Origin of the sequence: Lysinibacillus sphaericus, assembly GCF_006864135.1 — a bacterium.
In the GTDB taxonomy this organism is placed as follows: Bacteria; Bacillota; Bacilli; order Bacillales_A; family Planococcaceae; genus Lysinibacillus.
The window spans coordinates 1-20,934 of sequence record NZ_SADV01000011.1 but is presented as its reverse complement, the minus strand read 5'-3'; the positions used below and the strand labels follow the sequence as shown (position 1 = coordinate 20,934).

Below are 20,934 nucleotides of genomic sequence, written 5' to 3'. Positions count from 1 at the left end.
TCTTGAAAAAATTATAAAAATATATCAATATAATGAGTGTGAAAGCAATTTTGTACAAAATGTGTCGTTTTGTATTGTATACGGTTTCACAAACGAAAAGATACTGAACACTATTTCTTCCTTAACAGAGGAAAGGCAGCGCATAATGTTGAAGGGGATTTTAAACTAGGTAATAACGAATTCTATCTTGGTACAATAGATGACGTTCCTTCAATATTGGTATGTATAGCTATAAAAAGGGAAGAAGACTGAAAGCTCATTATCATAGTATAATAAAAAAAGCCGTGATTCTCTTTTATGACGGAGAATCGCGGCTTTTTATAATTAGCGGTTTTTGGAGGTATGTATTTGTTAATATCGGTTGAGTTTCCGTTCAATGGAATCTAGACGGTTATTAAGATGTGATAGATGCTTATGCATTTGTCTAAATTGTACACTTTGATTTCGCGCGTCGGATGTTCTTGCTTGTTCATTTGCCTCTTCTTCCTGCAATGCTAAAATGGTGGAGAGGGTTGCTAATGAATACCCTATTGTCAAAACCATTGAAGATATTAATTCTACTTTGGTAGAGGTTATATCTCCACTTTGAATACCTGTATCTTCACCTAGGAGACCAGCTTCTTCACCAGCTAGAAAATTTCCTTCTCCATTTGGGGCTTGTTGTTGTCTACGTCTTACCATTTTTCTCCCTCCCATATACAGCTAATATATGGCATATGAAGCAGTAGCGTATCTTGTCCAGAGAATTAATAAAAAAACAACGGTTAAAAATTCTTAATTTTCGGATAATTCAATTGCTTTTTATAGAAAAATAGAGCAATATAGTAGAAATAAACAGTTGTTTTTAGGGGGAATAGATGTGAACAAAAACTTTAAATATTGTAAAGATTCTAGAGTTATGCGTACAAGTCGAGTTTTTCCGAATGATATTAACAATCATAATACACTGTTTGGCGGTCGATTGATGAGTGACATCGATCAAGTAGCTTCCATTTCCGCTGCTAAGCATAGCCGTAGAGATTGTGTGACAGCCTCAACGGATTCTGTAGACTTCCTGCATCCAATACGCCCGACCGATTCTGTCTATTTCGAATCTTATGTAACGTGGACAGGGACATCTTCAATGGAAGTTTTCGTAAAGGTCATTTCTGAGAATTTGAAAACAGGAGAACGTAAGGTAGCAGCAACAGCATTATTAACCTTTGTTGCATTAGATGAAAATAATAAACCAGCCCCAGTTCCATCTGTTATCCCAGAAACAGTAGAGGAGACAAAACTACATGAAACGGCATCTGAACGAGCAAAGGCGCGTGCAGATCGTAAAAAGGAAAGTAAGGCATTGGCTCAATTCATTTCGATGAACGATCCATGGGATTATCGGCTCGAAATGATGGAGAACTACTATATGTAAAAAAGGCATCTGAAACTAATCAGATGCCTTTTAGTTATTATGCCGAGGCATAATTGAGTCCGGAATCGGCTTTGTGCTTGCACAAAAACTTCTTACCGTCCCATGACATCCGCAAGAGGCTTTAACTTCTTTGTAGCGGATGATTGGACCCACTGAAAAGTGACTTAAACCCGCACGTATCTCATCACCTATAGGGTGGGGTGTACCTGTCGCTTTGCTTTCGCTACCAAAACACTTGTACCTGTCGCTACGCTTTCTGTCAAAAGACATCTGTAGCTGACGCTTCGCTTTCGCTACCAAGACATCTGTAGCTGACGCTTCGCTTTCGCTACCAAAACACTTGCTGAAAAAAGTTAGATTTCTATTACTGTTACTTGTGGTGCGCCAAAACGAGATTTTGCACCGTGCATAACTGGTCCTACATAGTCGTTTAATGCCCAACCGTGAGCGATTGCAGCTGAAACGAATTCTTTTGCTTCAATTACAGCTTCTTGTACTGAAAGACCGTTTGCAAGGTTTGCTGTTACGGAAGCAGCAAATGTACAGCCAGCCCCATGGTTATAAGTTGAAGCTACTTTTTCAGATTCTAATAAGTAGAATTTTGCACCGTCGAAGAATAAGTCAGTTGCTTTTTCAGTAGCTAACGCTTTTCCACCTTTAATCACAATGGCTTTGGCACCAAGGTCGTGAATTTTACGAGCGGCTATTTTCATTTCTTCGATTGTTTTAGGTGTCCCAGTACCAGCTAATTGGCCAGCCTCAAATAGGTTAGGTGTTGTAACTGCAGCTAATGGTAAAAGATGTTGAATCATTGCATCTGTATTACCAGGGTTTAATACTTCATCTTCTCCTTTACATACCATTACAGGGTCAATGACCACGTTTGCAGTACCAGATTTTGCGATAGCATCACCTGCGATACGAATAATCTCTTCTGTTGACAGCATACCAGTTTTTATGGCGTCAATGCCTGTTGAAAGAGCAGTATCGATTTGTTTTTGTAAAAGCTCTGTTGGTAATGGTGTTACGTTATGAGTCCAACCGTTTGGATCCATTGTTACGACAACTGTTAATGCCACCATGCCATATGTGCCGTGCTCCTGAAATGTTTTAAGATCGGCTTGCATACCTGCGCCACCTGATGTATCTGAACCAGCAATCGTTAAAGTTTTTTTTAGAGCCATGTGGAATATCTCCTTTATAGATAAAAGTTTTAAAATTATCATCTAGTATAGTCTTATTCTGATGCTGTAAAAATAGTCAGAGTTAGATAATTTTAGAAGGTCAGTTCAATTTCTTTTAGTAGAAGTCTTCTATTTCTATAGACAGTGAGATAAATTTGGGTTTTTCTCACTTTCATCTGAAAGAAGTTAAAGCCTCCGCCGGATGTCACAGAATCGGAAAGGAGTTAATAAAGGATGTTAGCCTAAAACTATCGATCTGTGCGATAACGGCTAACTGACCTGCATCGTTGCCGCTACGTTAGCACTGCGCTTTCGCACAAAAAACAATTGCAGGCCTAAGCGTAAAGTCGATTTTGGACGCAATTATGCCAAGGCATAATTGAACTGGATACTTGAATTCAACATTATTTTTTTGTACCGTTGTAAGAAGAGAGAGGGGCTTATATTACAATGAAACAAGTATTCCCGAATGATTGGCAAGCAATACTTGCAGAAGAAATAGAAAAGACATATTACACAAAGTTACATCAATTTGTAGATGATGAATATGCAACACAAACAATTTATCCACCGATAAATGACATAATGAATGCATTTAATACGACGGCTTATCAAGATGTAAAGGTCGTAATTTTAGGTCAGGATCCGTATCATGGACCAAACCAAGCACATGGATTAAGCTTTTCGGTCATGCCGGGAATCAAACATCCACCAAGCCTACGAAATATGCTACAAGAATTACAAGATGATCTTGGCCATCCAATCCCTCAAAATGGAACATTAACAAAATGGGCGCAGCAGGGAGTAATGTTATTGAATACTGTATTAACTGTTCGAGCAGGTCAAGCAAATTCTCATAAAGAACAAGGATGGGAGCAATTTACCGATGCTGTAATCGATAAATTAGCATCAAGAGATAAACCAATTATTTTTGTGCTTTGGGGTAAACCAGCACAACGTAAAAGACAATTAATTCGTAAATACTCAACATCACATTTAATTTTAGAAGCACCTCATCCAAGTCCACTAAGTGCTTATCGAGGTTTTTTCGGCAGTAAACCATATTCGAAGATTAATGCACAGTTAGTAGAATGGGGAGAGCAACCAATTGATTGGAATCTAGCATAGATGACATAAATCGATATCTTCATTCAATAATTGTTATATTAGCGAAAGCAAAGCGACAGTTAGACCAAGGCGAAATTGATGCACATCACTCATCGTTTCGTGTTACAGTTAATAATAGAAGAAAGTGAGGAACAACGATGAAGGTAAATTGTTTCAAATGTCAATATTTTAAAGTAACGTGGGACCCACAAACTCCACGGGCATGTGTAGCATATGGCTTTAAAACGAAGCAAATACCATCTGTTGTCGTTAAACAATCCTCTGGCACAGACTGTTTAAAATTTGTGTCAAAAGCAGAAAGTGGGAGAATGCAATGATTCCTTATCAAGCCGTTATTCAACAACTTGAAAAACAATTATTTGGTGTTAAAAATGTTGGAGACGAACAGCAAATTCGTGAAGCCTTTACGGCAATCCGAGCATTATGTGATGTGGTATTAGACTCATCTGACGATATTTCTAAAGCCCAGTCAAAACATCTGCCACAAATGCTAGTGTCAGAACCGAAGCAAACAAGCTTATATACTGCAAAAATTGAAGAAGAAGACGGAGCAAATGGTGATTCAATTTTTGACTTTTAATTATCTTCTTCAGCGAAGACGCCCACCTCTGAAGGTGGCTAGATGAATGCGGATGTGGTTCCTTTTCAGTAGGTGTCCCAATGCCTGCTGAATGAAGATAAAGCCTCCGGCGGATGTCATGGATTTTGAACGGAATAAATTGTGCAACACATTCAAAATCAGGACCATAGTCTATCTGCGCGAAAGCGTAGCGACAGCGGCAATTGCGCCAAGGCGAAATTGATTAAAGGTAGGGATAATGACATGAAAAAATTTATCGTATTAGGTGCACTCCACGGCTTTTTAGCAGTGGCATTGGGTGCATTCGGTGCACATGCTTTAAAAGAGGTTCTAGACGATTATAGTCGCGGAATTTGGGAAACTGCTGTTCAGTACCAAATGTTTCATGCCACGGCTATACTGGTGATTGGCATATTGATGAGCTCGAAACTACTAGGTGAAGTAAAGCAGTTAAATTTAGCTGGAATCTTTTTTAACCTAGGTATTGTCTTCTTTTCAGGAAGCTTATATGTACTGGCAATCAGCGGCGTTAAAGTTCTAGGTGCCATAACGCCAATCGGTGGTGTTCTATTTTTAACTGGCTGGGTTCTAATTATAGTTGCTGCCCTTAAACATGCGCGATGAAAGTTGAATATAAATATTTTTCCAAAGTTACTCCTTTGCACTATGTGTGAAGGGGTTTTTGTTTTGTTGGGAACTAGTAACGGTTCAAGAGAATGTTCCTTCGTAATGAACAATATAATTACTATACAATGGTTAGTTTTAATTCCTATTGTTTTTGTAAGGATTTATAGTACACTATAATTATCAAATAAGTTCGATAAATAGGAAGTGAGGTTTTGTGATATGGAGAAGCTTTTTACTTTACTAGATCATAACTATGATGAAATGGTAGCGATTCGTCGTCATTTACATGAATACCCGGAATTATCCTTTGAGGAAGTGGAAACTCCAGCCTATGTAGCTGCTTTTCATCGAGCATTAGGACATGAGGTTCGAGAGCGTGTAGGTGAACGTGGTGTTGTTGCTACTTTACGCGGAGGGAAGCCAGGTAAAACAGTGGCATTACGCGCTGATTTTGATGCACTGGCAATTTGGGAGGAAAATGACGTCCCTTATAAATCAAAAGTGGATGGTAAAATGCATGCATGTGGACATGATGGTCATACTGCAACATTACTAGGGCTTGCTAAAGCACTTCATGCAATAAAGGATGATATTGCGGGCAATGTAGTATTTATTCATCAGCATGCAGAAGAAATGGCGCCAGGTGGAGCAAAGCCTATGATTGAAGATGGATGTCTAGACGGGGTAGATGTTATTTTCGGTACACATTTATGGGCACCAACACCGTTAGGAGATATATTGGTGAGAGACGGGGCGATTATGGCTGCTGCGGATAAAGTGGAAATTACGATTCATGGCAAAGGTGGTCACGGTGCGGAGCCTCATCATTCTATTGATGCAGTTACTCTTGCGTCACAGTTTGTAGTCAATGCACAGCAGATTATATCTCGACGTATTGATCCATTAAAGTCAGCTGTCTTAACGATTGGTCATTTGGAGGCGATTAATCCTTTCAATGTTATTGCCGAACGGGTAGTATTAGCTGGAACAGTCCGTACTTTTGAAGAGCAGGTACGTAAACAAATGGAGCAAGAACTTGAGGCTATTTTAAATGCCACTTGTTTGGCATTCGGTGCAAGCTATGACTATCGTTATACAAGAGGCTATCCACCTGTGTATAACCATGTGAAAGAAACAGAATTTATTGCACAACTTGCAGCAGATATACCAGGAGTAGAAAATATTATCACGTGTCCACCATTTATGATTGGTGAGGACTTTGCGTATTATTTAGAGAATGTACCAGGAACATTTTTCTTCACAGGTGCTAAAAAGCCAGAGTGGGAAGTAGCATATCCTCACCATCATGCACGCTTTGACTTTGATGAACGTGCAATGTTGATTGCTGCCAAAACATTAGGAAAAGCAACATTGCAGTTTTTACAAGAAAATCAATAGTAAATAAAAATTGGCATGCTAGGAGATATCCTAACATGCCAATTCTTTTGATCTAATGGCAAATATCCACGCAGATTCCTCGTTTCATACTACTAACACATTTGCGACGCATGCAAGGATACGAGACTCAATGGGAAGTCTAACGAGATTTGCAATGCGACGAAGCTTAAGTAAAGCGGAGCGAAGGAGCAAGCCGATTCTGTTCTTATTTTATTCGCATATAGAGGAGCGGGATATTACCATAAAGAAAATATGAATTTTTGAATAGCTTTTTCTTATGGATTTTGGTTAAAATAAGCCATTTCTTCATCATATTCAGCGAAATCAAAGTAAATCATTGGGAAAAGGAAACGATGATTCGATTTGAGTTCACGTAAAATAACATGGTCTCGACCGGCTGCTTCTACAACGCCTCGCACAGTTTTTGTGTTTTTTCCTTGCTCAACCGCATGCTCGAAGGAAAAATGGAAAGTTCCAGGCTTTCCGCGATTTAATCGGAAAATATTCTCAATATACGATTGCTCCCGTCCAGGTGGTCGTGCTCCAGTCGTCTGTGGAGGCATTACCTGTGGCGGCATTTGTTGTTGCGTTGTCGGTGTCCAATAATAAGGCATCATAAGTTATCAACCTTCTTTCTTTTAGATTTGAGGACAATTTTCTTCGGTTGGCGAGAAGAAGCAATGTGCTTTGAATCTTCCCGTATTCCACTGACCATACCATTGTGCTGGACAATCTCCCCCAGGTCTGAAAAACCATAGAAAACGAGTCGCCGGATGGAATCTTTCGCCTTGAATAACTCTCTTCGCTAATCGAAGGTCTTGATCACGTGCTCGTTGATAAAAGTAGCCTTTTTGTGTCGCTTCAAAGCCTCCAGGACGCTGAAAAACCATTTGTTCAATTGTACGAACATCCGTAAAATCTAAACAATCGGCTCGTACACGATTGACGCCAACATTGCTGACCATCAGCATACCTAAATTTCCTTCACCTTCTGCCTCAGAGCGCATAAGCCTTGCTAGCATGGCTGTTTGTGCATCATTCGTCTTTATAACGGCGATTTTCACTCCTCCTCGCAGACAGTATATGCATGATGGTATTGTAGACATGTTTAATTTTAACTTTTTTCAGTAGATGTCTTGGTAGCGAAAGCGAAGCGTCAGCTACAGAAGTCTCCTACCTCTATAGGCGGTAAGCTAAGTTACTTTTCAGAGGATGTCCAAACGCCTGTACCCGCTGAAAGAAGTTGAAGCCTCCGGCGGCGGATGTCACGTAATCGGAAAGGGGGTCTTAAAGGATGTTAGCCTAAAATTATCGCATTCATGCGATAACCGCTAACTAACCTGCATCCTGCTGCTGATGCTACGCTTTCGCGCAAAAAACATCTGCAGGCCTAAGTGCAAATCTGATTCTGGACGTAATTATGCCGAGGCATAATTGATTGAAAGAAATTCACAATTTAAAAATGCTACGCATATATTAGTAATAACGAGTAGTCTGTAAAATAGAGCTAAACTTTTAAAAAAATATTCAACACCAAACGTATGTTATATAAGTTGATTGGAGTGAAGATGAGCTCCTTGGGAAACAGCGTCACAGATAAGACCCCGAAGCGCAAATGGGTAGGGGAACGAAGGCAAAAAGCATCACGTCCTGTGGTAACGCTTCGTGATGAACATCCTGTTGCTGCGCTACGCTTTCACACAGAAAACACTTTTTCCTCCGATGTCGCAAGGAAACCCCACGTTATGGTGATGAGCCAAAATTTTTAAAAAATGGGTAAATAGAGATAGGAAATATAATGGGGAACGTGAGATAGGGAATTGCATGTGTATTGAATACATGTGAGGTGATAGGGTATGGAGTTTGGTGTTTGGGTAGGCATTTTGTTAAGTGCTGTGCTGGCATTTTTAGTAGGGAGTTTTTACGGACAGCCACTCCATTGGTATCTCTTTATATTAATAATTGAAGTAGGATTTTTTATCCATACGATTATACTAATTTTAAAGGTTAAGGATGAAAGGTCTTGAGGTATGAAAATAAGAAAGTGTCATCGCAGTTTGTGGCACTTTCTTATTTTTTTTGATTGAGTAAATGCAATCTAATGTTTTGCAAGTATATTAAAAATAAACTGTGACATACTAAAGTGGAAAATTATTTTTTGCTTTTATGAAGGAGTGTTATAATGCATAGTTTTGGTACGTTTGTAGCAATTATCATAAGTGCATTCATGGCAGTTGGTATAGCAGAATACTATCATCAACCATATAATTGGTATTTAGTTTTTCTTATGATTCTAACTGGCTTTTTTATTCATACAATTATTTTAATATTGGAATCAGAGAACAGCGAAGAAAGTGAATATTAAAAAATGCGAGTCCACTACTATGGACTCGCATTTTTATCTTCATTCAGCTGAAGACTCCCACCTTATGAAGTCAGAGAGATGAATGCCGATGTGGATCCTTTTCCAAACATCTACTGAATGATGATAAAGCCTCCGAACGCAATGACGTCAAGGCGAAATTGATATTTAAAAGCATTTTAGACAGTTAAGAATTTCACAAGTTTTTCGTTATCAAGAAGGTTACCAACGAAGAATGCACCAAACTCACCGTAGCGAGCTGAAACTTCATCAAAACGCATTTCATATACTAATTTTTTGAATTGTAGTACGTCATCTGCGAATAGTGTTACGCCCCATTCATGATCATCGAAGCCAACAGAACCAGTAATGATTTGTTTAACTTTACCAGCATAGCCACGACCAATCATACCGTGAGAACGCATTAAAGATTTGCGTTCATCCATTGAAAGCATATACCAGTTGTCATTGCCTTGACGACGTTTATCCATAGGATAGAAGCATACATGCTTAGCACGTGGAAGTTCAGGATATAGACGAGCACGCACATGTGGATTTTGGTAAGGATCTTCGTCTGAATCACCTGCTAAATAGTTAGAAAGCTCTACAACAGATACATATGAATATGTAGGAATTGTAAAATCAGCAATCGCCAATTTATTGAATTCAGCTTCAAGCTCTTGTAGCTCTTCCATTGTTTCACGTAATGTCATAATCATAAAGTCAGCTTTTTGACCAACGATTGCGTAAAATGCATGAGAACCTGTTTTAGCGATATCAGCTTCGTTTAATTTTTCTAAATATGCAATGAATTCTTCTACTGCTGCTTGGCGTTCCTCAGCAGAAACTAGTTTCCATGAAGCCCAGTCAAGTGAGCGGAAATCATGTAAAGCGTACCAACCATCTAAAGTAATTGCTGCTTCATTCATTATTAAGAACACTCCTTTATAAGTGAATATCATTCAAATTTAGTTTATCATAGTTTGTACAAATTCCCTAAGTTCATGAGTACATTTCACGAATTTGACACCTTCGATAGATAATGTATTCTAAAGAGAATAGATGTAGATAGAGGAGTTCCAATCATGAAAAGTATTTTACAACAGCCGATTTGGCGTTTTTACGATCAATCCATTAGTGCAAAGCAAAGATCGCCACTTGAATCCTTTGCAACAGACGATACTTTATGTCAGTTAGTAGGGCAATTAGCTTCTCCACCAACTATACGTACATGGGTACATGATGCATCGGTTGTGCTTGGTATTCAGGATCACCGTTTACCATATATCCAGCAGGGCATGGATTTGCTCAAAGAACGTGGATATGATCCTATTGTACGCAATTCAGGCGGATTAGCAGTTGTGCTTGATAAAGGTGTACTGAATATTTCTATTGTTTTATCTGAACAAACGGTAGCGCTAAGCATTAATGATGGCTATGATGTCATGGTAGCTCTAGTAAAAGGATTGTTCCCTGAAGTATCGGATCAAATTGAAGCCTATGAAATTGTAGGCTCCTATTGTCCAGGTTCTTATGATTTAAGTATAGCAGGGAAGAAATTTGCTGGTATTTCTCAGAGACGCTTACGTCAAGGAGTAGCAGTGCAAATTTATTTATGTATTGAAGGCAGCGGTTCTGATCGAGCAGCACTCATTCGTGACTTTTATGAGGAAAGTCTAAAAGGTGAGGAAACAAAATTTACGTATCCTAATATCGTCCCTGATGTGATGGCGTCATTATCTGAACTTATTGATGCATCATTAACAGTGGAAGCCGTTGTTATTCGTTTACAGCAGCTTCTTCACAATATGGCAGAAGAAATTCGGGCTGAATCTTTTCATGATGAAGAATTAACGCAATATGCGTTTTATTTACAACGTGTTTTAGATCGGAATATGAAAATGCTTGAACCAAAGTGAAGCATAATCGTGAAGGTACCAAATTCAAAGAAAAAAAGCGATGCTGCTAATTAAGCGCATCGCCATTTTCTTGTGTATAAGGGCTACTTGTAACAAGATTTCCGTTTTTCTCCATTTTGAAAACAGGTGCAATTCGTTCTTCCTCTTCATCTAGTGTTACTAATCGTCTTGCACGGTTCATAATTTGTACAAACTGCTCGTAATCTTTTCGAATAGCTCGATTTTCCTCTTCAAGCTGTGTAATTGTCTTCTCTAGTTTTTTATTTTTCTCGGATGTTACGTGTACTAGTTGTCTCCATTTTGAAGACTCATTACCTATTTCACCAGAGTGCTGTAAACGTAGTAAATAGGCTATAACAATATCAAGATTTAATGCAGATAGAGGAATTGATTTACCCTCTGCGGCACTACTATTAACTGTAAACATACTAGAAGCACGACGTCTTGCTGGAGCTCCTAACACTCGCATTCTTTCTTTTCTTTCTTTTTTTGCTTCTGATAATTGTTCCTCGTATTCTTTACGAACAACAGCATTCCAACGAAAACCACATGCAGCAGCAGTACGATTTAAAGCATCACCAGCTTCTTCAAAGGCATTTAATTGTGTACTACCTTCCGTGACATGGCGAATTACCGCCTCAGCTAATAATTCATCGTTTTCTTCTAACCAAGCATCTTGTCTTACTTTACTCATATTAAAATCCTCCCACCTTTATTTGGAACTTTTATTTACAATTAGCATGACCAATCTTTTAACCTTTTATTCATCTATGTGGAAGGAATTATTATGCTTGAATACAAGGGGAAAAATGCGATACAATACCCGATGTAGGTTTGTACGTATGCTACATACTTAACTATGTGAAGTCATACGTTCAATAGAAACGAATTTTTGAATCATTATGCCTCGGCATAATTACGTCCGGAATCGGCTTTGTGCTTGCACAAAGAACCTCATCCCGATTCCGCGACATCTGCCGGAGGCTTTAACTTCTTTTAGCGGATGTTTGGACACCCGCTAAAAAAGTGATCTAAAACCGCATTTATCTCACCACCCATAGAATGGGAGACTTCTGTAGCTGACGCTTCGCTTTCGCTACCAAGAGATCTGCTGAAAGAAGTTAAAAAAATACTATATAGAAAGGGTTGTTGACAAAATGGCAAACGAATTTAAAGTTTGCGATGAATGTCAGGCCGTTAACTTAAAAACGTTAATTCCAAAATTAAAGGAAATCGATCCTGATGCAACCATCGAAATTGGCTGTCATTCTTATTGTGGCCCAGGACGTAAAAAAACATTTACCTTTGTAAATAGCCGTCCTGTTGCTGCATTAACGGAAGAAGAACTAATGGAAAAGGTTTTAGCAAAGTTAAAAAAATAAGTAAAAAAAACGCTATCTTCACTAGTCTAGTTGAAGATAGTTTTTGTTTTTTGGATTTTTAATATCGACGGATGGAAGAGTCTGAGCGAAGGATAGAACTGTCAACATCGTGGATAGAACCGCCGAAGTCGTGGATAGAACTATCAACATCGTGGATAGAACCGCCGAAATCGTGGATAGAACTATCAACATCGTGGATAGGACCGCCGAAGTCGTGGATAGAACTGTCAACATCGTGGATAGAACCGCCAAAGCGACGGATAGAACCATCAACATCGTGGATAGAACCGCTGAAGTCGTGGATAGAACCATCAAAGGAGTTTTATGCTGCTCCATTGCTTGGGAATTAGGTCAATAGAATCCTAAATTAAGACGAGAATACAGCGATTTAGGTTGATAGTCTCTATAATTAAAAGTAAATATGTATGCTAGTCCTATATTTATCGCATATAATAGAACAAATAGGAAACGGGGGTGCTGTACAATTGACACATTATGCAAAAGCAAAATTACAAGAGGAAAAAGTATTCAAGGATCCAGTGCATCGCTATGTGCATGTACGGGATCAAGCGATTTGGGATCTAGTTGGTACGAAAGAATTTCAGCGATTACGACGCATTCGCCAGCTCGGTACAACGTTTTTAGTGTTCCATGGAGCGGAGCATAGCCGTTTTAGTCACTCGCTTGGCGTTTACGAAATTGTACGCCGCATAGTAGATGATATATTTGTAGGTCGTCCTGAATGGGATGAGGATGAACGATTGCTTGTGCTTTGTGCAGCCCTATTACACGATTTAGGGCATGGGCCATTTTCACACGCTTTTGAAAATGTCTTTGAGCTTGATCACGAATTTTATACAAGACAAATTTTACTCGGCGATACAGAAGTGAATGCAGTATTAAAAAAAGTATCAGCTGATTTTCCAGAGAAAGTATCACAGGTAATTGAAAAAACATATCCGAATAAGCAGGTCGTCAGTTTAATATCAAGCCAAATAGACGCAGATCGTATGGATTACTTACAGCGTGATGCTTATTTCACTGGCGTAAGCTATGGTCATTTTGATATGGAACGAATTTTAAGAGTGATGCGTCCGCGAAAAAATCAAGTCGTTATTAAGACGACGGGCATGCATGCGGTAGAGGATTATATAATGAGCCGCTATCAAATGTACTTACAAATTTATTTCCACCCAGTATCTCGCAGCGCAGAGGTTGTTTTAAATAATATTTTAAAACGCGCTAAAGAACTAAGCTTAGCAGGCTACAAATTTAAGCATGAGCCTACACACTTTTTAGCGTTTTTCCGTAACTCAATTACGCTTGAAGACTATCTTGCATTAGATGAAAGTATTCTTTTTACATATTTTCAGCTTTGGATGCAAGAGGAAGATGCTATATTAAGTGACTTAAGCCGCCGTTTTGTTAATCGAAAGTTATTTCAGTACATCGATTTAGACCCAGGTGTTGAGTTGGATAAATATCAAAAACTCCAAGAACTCTTCAAGCAAGCTGATTTAAATCCAGAATATTATCTTGTCCATGATACGACGGCAGATCTACCTTATGACTTTTATCGACCTGGAGAGGAAGAAGTGCGTGTTCCTATTTTCCTAGAAATGAAGAATGGAGAGCTACGAGAGCTATCGCGTGAATCTATTATTGTTGATTCTATTTCTGGCCGCATGAAGCGAGATCATAAAGTCTATTTCCCACTAGATTTCTTAGAAGACAACAGTACCCATTCCGATATTAAGAAGCAAATATTAGCCATACTTCAAGGAAAAGGGAAAAAATAAAAAAATTTTATGTATAAAAATATGTATATAAAATAATTAAAATAAATAGTATTCCAACATACAAATAGTGAAAAACAGTGAAAGTACTCTAATGGAGTTACTTTCACTGTTTTTTTGTTGTGTATAAAGATGAAAAAAATGGAAAAAATATAAAATTTTTTAGAATTTTTTAAATAAAAAGTCCGTGATTGTTTAGAAAATGTTTAGTATTATCTTTTATAATGAGCCTAAAACCCTATAGGGGGTGAGGCCTATTGTTGAAGGTGTCACAAAAGTACTATGTATACATTCTAATTGTACATCGAATATACATAAGTCATCATGAATACCTACTCTGAGTACTTAATAGAATGTATGACGACAACTGAATAGGAGGAAAGAGAGATCAACCGATGTTTGTAGCATACCTTTACAACATGTAGAAAGGATGCAACGTCGTCAGCAAACACCAACAGGTATCCCTCTGAACTTAGAAAAGGAGAGAAACATGAGGAAATTTAAAAAACTAAACATAGCAATAATCTTATTGCTACTCGTATTCCAAACAGTGCTATCACCGATATCAGTGTTTGCGATTGAAGACACCTCTTCAACACCATTAGAGTCTGAGCAACAAGATCACAACCAAGAAATCGGAAAAGATGGTAAAGAATCTAGTGATATTACTAGTATAAAAAATGGAGAAGGTGGCACAGAAGATAAAAATCCAAGTGAGGTTGATAAAAATCCGAGTACAGTAGATAAAGATCCAAGTACAGTAGATAAAGATCCAAGTACAGAGGATAAAAATCAAAGTACAGAAGATAAAAATCAAAGTACAGATGACCTTAAGGGCGAAGGGGAAGATGCTAACAAACCAGTAGAGGGTGAATCACCACAGCTATCGAATGAACAAATAACACCTGGTCTACCTGTTGATAGAGAAGATCCTAATTTTAAAGAGAAAATCACTTTAAAAATTAATGGGGCAGAAGTTTCTGGAACATCGGCACAAGGAAAAGTTGGAGATTTTGTAGAATTTAGAGTGGATTTAGGTTTAGTCCCAGGTCACCAATATAGTGCAGGTTCTAGTTTAACTTATACATTGCCGAGTCAATTTGCAGGTCTAAGTGGAGACACACCATTATATTATCAAGGTGCTTTAATTGGTAATGTAGTTGTTTCAGGGCAAACTGCTACTCTTACATTCACGGATAAAATTCGTGATGAAGCTAATGCGGGTACAATAGTAGAAGATGTTTATTTCACTATTAAAGGTGAACTACAATCTGTAGGTGATGGTTGGTTACAGAATATTGAAGTGCCAGGATACCAGACGATTGAATTGAATTTTCAACCAGCTAATAGCGGTCAAGCAGTTTCTAAATCAGGTAAAGCAGACCGTGATGGTAAAAATAGTGAATTTATTACTTGGACAGTAGATGTTAATACGAACTTAGATGTGAATAGTAATACTGGTAATACTACATTTACTGACACATTAATTAATCAGCATAGCTTTGAAGGCATTCCAACTGTAACAGAATTAAGTATTTCTCCAACGGGAGCTATATCAGTAGGTAAAGAATTAACACCAGCACCAACGACAACTATTAGCGATAATACAATGACAATTGACTTACCTAATAAGGAACATACAGGTTACCGTATTACTTATACAACAAAAGTTGGCGATCCGGGTAATGTTGAAAAGGCAAACTTTGGTAACGTTGCTACTTACAATGGAACATCAACAAAAACAATTTATGTGAATGTTGAATTTGGCACACCTTTAGAAAAGTCAAGTTCAGGTCCTAATATTGCTGATTTAACAACAGAATGGAAGATTAAATACAACTTTAATAAGCGTAATATTCCAGCAAAACAGGCAATATTAACTGATACATGGGATGAGACACAAATTTTAGCCGGAAATGTAGACGTTTATGATGAGAATGGTACGTCTGTTGCTAAAGAAAAATATAAATTAACTCATAATGGAACAAATGGTTTCGAATTGTCGTTTAATGACGATGTAACAGAAGCATACGTTATTAAATACAAAACTAAACCTGACGATGGTGTATATCCGACAACTGAAATTACAGTAAAAAATACAGTTACTCGTGAGGATGGTTTGGAAAGTATCGCCTATTCTCATTATAAAAAGAATGAACTAGTATTAGACAAATCTGCTCTTGGCGTTGACTACCAAAATAAAACAATCTCGTGGAAGATTGTGGCGAACCAAGCGAAATATGCGTTGAAAGCTGGGACAATATTTGAAGATACGTATGGTGATTCATTACTAAAATTAAAAGATGGTAGTTTAACAGTCACAGTTGATGGTAAGGAGTTTAAAGACTTTACTTTAGATAAAACAGAAGTTGACGGTAAAGAAACAGGATTTATTCTTAAATTAGAACAGCCTGTTAATGGTGTAATTGAAATTAACTATACAACAGATTATGAAATTAAAGATATTGGTACAAATGATCGTACTTACACTAATACTGTGAAATTGAAAGACACTGGTATATTTAAATCGGAGTCGTCTGATTCAGCAACGCAAAAGGTTAAAGAAGAACAAAAAGCAAATGGTAAAAAAGAAGGTTATTATAACTATGAAACAAAAACATTCCATTGGGATGTTGAGCTAAACTTTAACTACAATGAGTTCGAGGATGCGGTGTTTAAAGATACACTAGATCCATCTCAAGAAGTGACTAGTATTACAGTAACTGAAGGTGAATTAAATTCAGCGGGAGAGTTTGAACCAGTCTCATCAAAAAAATACACTAATAAATCACCTAACAAAAATGAAATCGTGCTCGAATTAGGACCGATTAAAGGACCTTATAAGGTGACGTATACATCAAAAGATGCTGATGGTGTATTCCCACATGGTTCAGACATTACAATTAGTAATAAAGCAGCATTGTATGAAAAAACAAGTACTAAGCCTAACGCGGAATGGGAGAAAGATGTATCGGTTGCTCATACTAAGAACATCTTAGATAAAACAGGCAAACAAGTAGGTAATTCTCCGCAAGTTAACTGGAATTTTAAGTTTAACTATGCTCAGTCACAATTAAATAACATCGTTATTACTGACACTGTAGATAAAGACAGCGAAGGTAATCCAAACCAATTGATTTTAAAAGATTCATTTAAAGTATATGAAATGAATTTTACAGGAACTAATCCAACACCGACTCGTGGTAAAGAAATTAGTTTATCAGATGCTAATTTTAACGTTGATATTGAAAAAGGTACGTTTACATTAAAATTACCTAATGGTGATAAAGCATATTACGTTACGTACTCTACAGTATTTATGGGAGCATCAGGTGAGAGTTTAAACAACACAGTAGATGTTGCTTATACTAGTACAGATGGTGAACATGGTCAGGATGTATTTAATAAAAACAACTTCACTTATGATGGTGGTGGTAAAGTTGGTAAAGTACCATTCGTCATTATCAAAACAGATGCAGCAACTGGTTTACCAATGGAAAACGTTAAGTTTGACTTACTAGGACCATACACAGGTAACACCGTGTTAGCGTCAAAAACAACACGTGCAGATGGCTATTTAAACTATGGCTTAAAATTAGCGCCAAGTACTGCTGGTAAGAAATATAAAGTAATTGAAGAAACACAGCCAGGCTATGAGCCATTAACAAAAGAGTTTGAACTTGATGAAAAGGAAATCGAAACATCAGGAAAGTATGCTGGTTTCCAAGTGATTGAAATTGAAAACAAACCATTAAGTGGTTTAGCGTGTACAGAATTTGGATTAACAGTATACGATATTGACGGTAAATTAGTTAATGGAACAGTAACATTAGTAAGTGAGGCGACGGGTTTATCAGAAAATCATCCCGTTGAAAACGGTAAAGTTACTTTTACTCCAGACCAAGTTAAAGCTGGTCAATACGATGTTTATGATTCAAACGAAAATAAGCTAGGTAGCGTTACAGTGAAATACGATGATAAATGTAAGGATGAAAATGTAATTCAACCAGCACCTAAGTGCGAAAACTTCACAATCGTGGTTGAAGATACAGACGGAAATATCCGTACAAATATTAAAGAGTTAACATTAAAATCAGGTACTACAGAAGTAAAGGCATCAACAGACGCATCAGGCAAGTTTATTTTTGAATCAAACAAAAATAATCCTACTAATGGTGTAAAGCCAGGCGAGTATCTGGTGTACGAAGGTAAACAATTTTTAGGAACAGTAAATTTAACGTATACAAAAGATTGTGGGCATGAATTTATCATTAAACAATTACCAAAATGCGAAGAGTTCAAATTAACAGTAAAAGATGTTGATGGTAATAAAATTACGGATAATACTACAAAAATCGTTGTTAAAGATGCTGCCGGTAAAGAAATTATTAATACAACAACTAAGACAGGTGTTATTGTATTACGGGATTTAGACCCAGGTACTTACACAGTTGAAGTTGGTGGTGAAAAAATTGGTACCTTCCAAACAAATATCGAATGTGAAAAATCAATTCAACCAGCACCAAAATGTGAACTATTCACATTAACGGTGAAGGATGAAAATAATAAACCACGTCCGAATGTTAGCAATATCACAATCAAAGATGAAACAGGCGCAATTATTGCTACAAACCAAACGACAAATGAATTAGGGCAAATTACTATTGAGCCTAAAGAAATTCCTTCTGGTAAATATCGTGTATATCAAGGTGATCTATTCATTGGTCAAATAACAGTTAAATATTCAGAAAGTTGTTATGCAGAAGTCTCAGCAGCACCTGCATGTCCTGAGTTTACATTGACTGTACAAACTAAGTTTGGAATGCCTAATGCGAATGCAAAGATCACAGTAAAAGATGCTAATGGAAATATCGTTAAGGGTGTAGACAATAGTGAAGTTCTAACAACTAGTATTACTGGAACGGTTGTATTGCCAAACGAAGCTATTAAACAAGGAACGTACTATGTATATGAAGGAAGTAGTTTAATTGGCGCATTTACTGTAAAAGATACATGTTCTGCATTAGTAAAACCAAACCCTGATCCAGGCCCAGGACCAGGCCCAGGACCGGGTCCAAACCCTGGCCCAGGACCTGGACTAAAACCAGAACCGGAGAAGCCAGTTGATCCAAACAAGCCAAAACCAGAACCAGAGAAGCCGGTTGATCCAAACAAACCAAAACCAGAACCAGAGAAACCAGTTGATCCAAACAAGCCAGCTCCAGAACCAGAGAAGCCGGTTGATCCAAACAAACCAAATCCAGAACCGGAGAAACCAGTTGATCCAGAAAATCCAGGTAACCCAACAACAGATTCGAAAAATCCAAAAAATCCTGGAAAACCTGAAACAACAAAACCTGGAAAACCATCTGTACAAGAAGTCATTGACCAAGGGAAAGACTTAAAGCCATACAATCCTTCTACAGCAAATAAAGACACTTTAGATGCATATAAGGATTTCCTCGATAAATACAACAAGTTATCTAAAGAGGAACAGGAAGAAGTGGCAAAATCACTTGATATTGACAAAATCAAAGCAGATGCTAAAGAAATGGAAGCGCAGTTAAAGGCGCAAGGTAAACTGCCACAAACAAATGGAGCAAACCAAACAGCTCTTACACTAATTGGTGTGGCTCTCGTTCTAGGTGCATTATTCTTATTGCGTCGTCGCAATACAGAAGTAAAATAATTTTCAACGTACAGGTAATTGTACTTTGAGTCAGATTTGGTAACACTTTCATAAAATGTTACACATTCAATAAAAAGCACGTTACTAAAAACGAAAAGTTTAGTAATGTGCTTTTTTATTTTTGTATAATTTTTTAAAGGATTGTATTGGTATGATTATTGTCCAAAAGGAATAACGAGTAAATATCAATTATTAGTATTTAAAGTTAGCCAACCTTTTCTTCCGTCACAAACAGAGAAAATCACCAATATTTTATAGTAACCATTTTTTTAATCTCGCTAAATTTTCTTCTAGAAATAACGCATTTTTTTCAATTCCTCGACGTTTACACCATCCAATACTATTGAATGCATCTGTAAATCGATAGAAAGGTAATACATTTTCTAAGTTAATTAATGGCTTGATACTGTTATAGCCTTCTTGATATGCATTATACAAGTTAACATCAACACTTAAAAAATCTCGATACAGTTTGGTAAAATCGATTTCTGTTGAACCAAATCTTACGCTTTCAAAATCTATTATTCCTGAAACTTTGTCATTATCAACAATTATATTTGCTGGACGAAAATCCATATGTACAAAGCTTGGCCCATCTGGAGACGGGAGCTGTTGTTTCATCTTTTCAAATTTTTCAATGGATTTTTTAAATAATTGTTCATCCAAAATGTCCTTTACATCTTCAGCAAAACTATAAAATTGGTGTTCAACAAAATTTGACCAGTTCGTAAATTCATTTTTTATACCCGTTAACACTTTATTTGCAGGAGGACGAGTAGAATGCATTTCAGCATGAAGAACCCCGACTTGGTACGCAACTGATGGTGTAGCCTTAGATGTTAACGGTTTTCCTTTTAATTCAGATAATAAAAAAGCTCCAGCACACTCCGCATCACCAGACCAATAATCTAACATTACAGGAATGGAAACTCTTCCTTTTAAGATTTCATAAGCTTCTAACTCTCGCTGATACTTCAATTTTGAAAAAGGAATTTTCAAAAAAACATTTTCACTATTAGACAAAGTACATTTATAAACTGTTGAACTAAAGGAGTCTTCAACCTCATTAATTGATACTACCTGCAATCCAAACTGTTGAATGACACGATTTAACATTTAATTTTCCCCTTTTTAATAAAATCCTACCATAGAAATACTCTTGTTTTTTAACAATATCTACATTACAACCTTTCTTCAACAAACCAGCCGTTTGTTAAATAAGGTGCGATTTTATACCCAATTTTATTAATTTTAACAATTATTCCTAAATATAATATTAATCACAAATAAAAGCTAAACTAATGCAGAAATTAGTTTAGCTTAAAAATAACTCGTATTAATGTTTTTTATACGACGGATTGTAATATTAAGTGCAACACCCAGAAGTCAATATAAAGGAAGCCCATAACGACCTCGTGTAGAATGTAGTTACCACACCAACATTCAAACGGAGGAATC

General features: G+C 37.2%; 19 protein-coding genes. 12 read left to right on the top strand and 7 right to left on the bottom strand.

Going from position 1 to position 20,934, the window contains the following annotated elements; genetic code table 11:
• Window positions 1-351: 351 nt before the first annotated feature.
• A complete protein-coding gene (locus tag C7Y47_RS14345) occupies window positions 352-681 on the bottom strand; it encodes a hypothetical protein (protein ID WP_255505185.1) in 330 nt (109 codons plus the stop codon).
• Window positions 682-859: 178 nt separating this feature from the next.
• Between C7Y47_RS14345 and C7Y47_RS14340 the strand changes: the two genes are divergently transcribed.
• Entirely contained in the window at window positions 860-1,411 is a 552-nt protein-coding gene (locus tag C7Y47_RS14340; RefSeq protein WP_142509401.1) for an acyl-CoA thioesterase, read from the top strand.
• 353 nt (window positions 1,412-1,764) lie between these two features.
• Here C7Y47_RS14340 and thiD read toward each other — a convergent pair whose 3' ends face one another.
• On the bottom strand, window positions 1,765-2,595 hold the full coding sequence (thiD, locus tag C7Y47_RS14335) for a bifunctional hydroxymethylpyrimidine kinase/phosphomethylpyrimidine kinase (RefSeq protein ID WP_142509400.1): 831 nt from the start codon (window positions 2,593-2,595) through the stop codon (window positions 1,765-1,767).
• 450 nt (window positions 2,596-3,045) lie between these two features.
• Between thiD and C7Y47_RS14330 the strand changes: the two genes are divergently transcribed.
• The 5 genes from C7Y47_RS14330 (at window position 3,046) to C7Y47_RS14310 (ending at window position 6,328) form a co-directional block, all read left to right on the top strand.
• Window positions 3,046-3,723 carry a uracil-DNA glycosylase gene (locus C7Y47_RS14330; protein ID WP_142509399.1) on the top strand — a complete coding sequence of 226 codons (678 nt, stop codon included), beginning with the start codon at window positions 3,046-3,048 and terminating at the stop codon, window positions 3,721-3,723.
• Window positions 3,724-3,860: 137 nt separating this feature from the next.
• Complete coding sequence (locus C7Y47_RS14325) at window positions 3,861-4,040, top strand: uracil-DNA glycosylase (protein WP_142509398.1); 180 nt, start codon at window positions 3,861-3,863, stop codon at window positions 4,038-4,040.
• Window positions 4,037-4,303, top strand: coding sequence for a YwdI family protein (locus tag C7Y47_RS14320; protein WP_142509397.1), 267 nt, complete (start codon window positions 4,037-4,039; stop codon window positions 4,301-4,303). The genes C7Y47_RS14325 and C7Y47_RS14320 overlap by 4 nt, the downstream gene beginning before the upstream one ends.
• A 243-nt stretch (window positions 4,304-4,546) precedes the next feature.
• Window positions 4,547-4,927 (top strand): DUF423 domain-containing protein, encoded by a 381-nt coding sequence (locus tag C7Y47_RS14315; protein ID WP_142509396.1) that lies wholly within the window; start codon window positions 4,547-4,549, stop codon window positions 4,925-4,927.
• Between the two features lie 222 nt (window positions 4,928-5,149).
• Window positions 5,150-6,328 (top strand): M20 family metallopeptidase, encoded by a 1,179-nt coding sequence (locus C7Y47_RS14310; RefSeq protein WP_142509395.1) that lies wholly within the window; start codon window positions 5,150-5,152, stop codon window positions 6,326-6,328.
• Between the two features lie 275 nt (window positions 6,329-6,603).
• Here C7Y47_RS14310 and gerQ read toward each other — a convergent pair whose 3' ends face one another.
• Both gerQ and C7Y47_RS14300 read right to left on the bottom strand, forming a co-directional pair.
• Window positions 6,604-6,945 carry a spore coat protein GerQ gene (gene gerQ / locus C7Y47_RS14305; protein ID WP_142509394.1) on the bottom strand — a complete coding sequence of 114 codons (342 nt, stop codon included), beginning with the start codon at window positions 6,943-6,945 and terminating at the stop codon, window positions 6,604-6,606.
• A gap of 21 nt (window positions 6,946-6,966) precedes the next feature.
• Window positions 6,967-7,386 carry a cell wall hydrolase gene (locus tag C7Y47_RS14300; protein WP_142509476.1) on the bottom strand — a complete coding sequence of 140 codons (420 nt, stop codon included), beginning with the start codon at window positions 7,384-7,386 and terminating at the stop codon, window positions 6,967-6,969.
• 798 nt (window positions 7,387-8,184) lie between these two features.
• Here C7Y47_RS14300 and C7Y47_RS24960 point away from each other — a divergent pair.
• Both C7Y47_RS24960 and C7Y47_RS14295 read left to right on the top strand, forming a co-directional pair.
• Complete coding sequence (locus C7Y47_RS24960) at window positions 8,185-8,355, top strand: hypothetical protein (RefSeq protein WP_185903495.1); 171 nt, start codon at window positions 8,185-8,187, stop codon at window positions 8,353-8,355.
• A 155-nt stretch (window positions 8,356-8,510) separates the two neighbouring features.
• Window positions 8,511-8,693 carry a hypothetical protein gene (locus C7Y47_RS14295; RefSeq protein WP_142509393.1) on the top strand — a complete coding sequence of 61 codons (183 nt, stop codon included), beginning with the start codon at window positions 8,511-8,513 and terminating at the stop codon, window positions 8,691-8,693.
• Window positions 8,694-8,869: 176 nt separating this feature from the next.
• Here the strand turns inward: C7Y47_RS14295 and hemQ are convergent, their stop codons facing one another.
• Window positions 8,870-9,619, bottom strand: coding sequence for a hydrogen peroxide-dependent heme synthase (hemQ, locus tag C7Y47_RS14290; protein WP_142509392.1), 750 nt, complete (start codon window positions 9,617-9,619; stop codon window positions 8,870-8,872).
• A 156-nt stretch (window positions 9,620-9,775) separates the two neighbouring features.
• On the opposite strand from hemQ, the gene C7Y47_RS14285 reads away from it, so the two are divergent.
• Window positions 9,776-10,609, top strand: coding sequence for a lipoate--protein ligase family protein (locus C7Y47_RS14285; RefSeq protein WP_142509391.1), 834 nt, complete (start codon window positions 9,776-9,778; stop codon window positions 10,607-10,609).
• Window positions 10,610-10,655: 46 nt separating this feature from the next.
• On the opposite strand, the gene C7Y47_RS14280 is transcribed toward C7Y47_RS14285, so the two are convergent.
• Window positions 10,656-11,303 carry an RsfA family transcriptional regulator gene (locus tag C7Y47_RS14280; protein WP_142509390.1) on the bottom strand — a complete coding sequence of 216 codons (648 nt, stop codon included), beginning with the start codon at window positions 11,301-11,303 and terminating at the stop codon, window positions 10,656-10,658.
• Between the two features lie 463 nt (window positions 11,304-11,766).
• Between C7Y47_RS14280 and C7Y47_RS14275 the strand changes: the two genes are divergently transcribed.
• The 3 genes from C7Y47_RS14275 to C7Y47_RS14265 all read left to right on the top strand — a co-directional run bounded on the left by C7Y47_RS14275 (window position 11,767) and on the right by C7Y47_RS14265 (window position 19,476).
• Window positions 11,767-11,991, top strand: a complete 225-nt coding sequence (locus C7Y47_RS14275) for a DUF1450 domain-containing protein (protein ID WP_049667962.1) — start codon at window positions 11,767-11,769, stop codon at window positions 11,989-11,991.
• A gap of 425 nt (window positions 11,992-12,416) precedes the next feature.
• Window positions 12,417-13,790, top strand: coding sequence for an HD domain-containing protein (locus C7Y47_RS14270; protein ID WP_436970110.1), 1,374 nt, complete (start codon window positions 12,417-12,419; stop codon window positions 13,788-13,790).
• A gap of 487 nt (window positions 13,791-14,277) precedes the next feature.
• Complete coding sequence (locus C7Y47_RS14265) at window positions 14,278-19,476, top strand: collagen binding domain-containing protein (protein ID WP_185903494.1); 5,199 nt, start codon at window positions 14,278-14,280, stop codon at window positions 19,474-19,476.
• A gap of 252 nt (window positions 19,477-19,728) precedes the next feature.
• On the opposite strand, the gene C7Y47_RS14260 is transcribed toward C7Y47_RS14265, so the two are convergent.
• Window positions 19,729-20,592 (bottom strand): aminoglycoside phosphotransferase family protein, encoded by an 864-nt coding sequence (locus tag C7Y47_RS14260; RefSeq protein WP_142509387.1) that lies wholly within the window; start codon window positions 20,590-20,592, stop codon window positions 19,729-19,731.
• Window positions 20,593-20,934 lie beyond the last annotated feature (342 nt).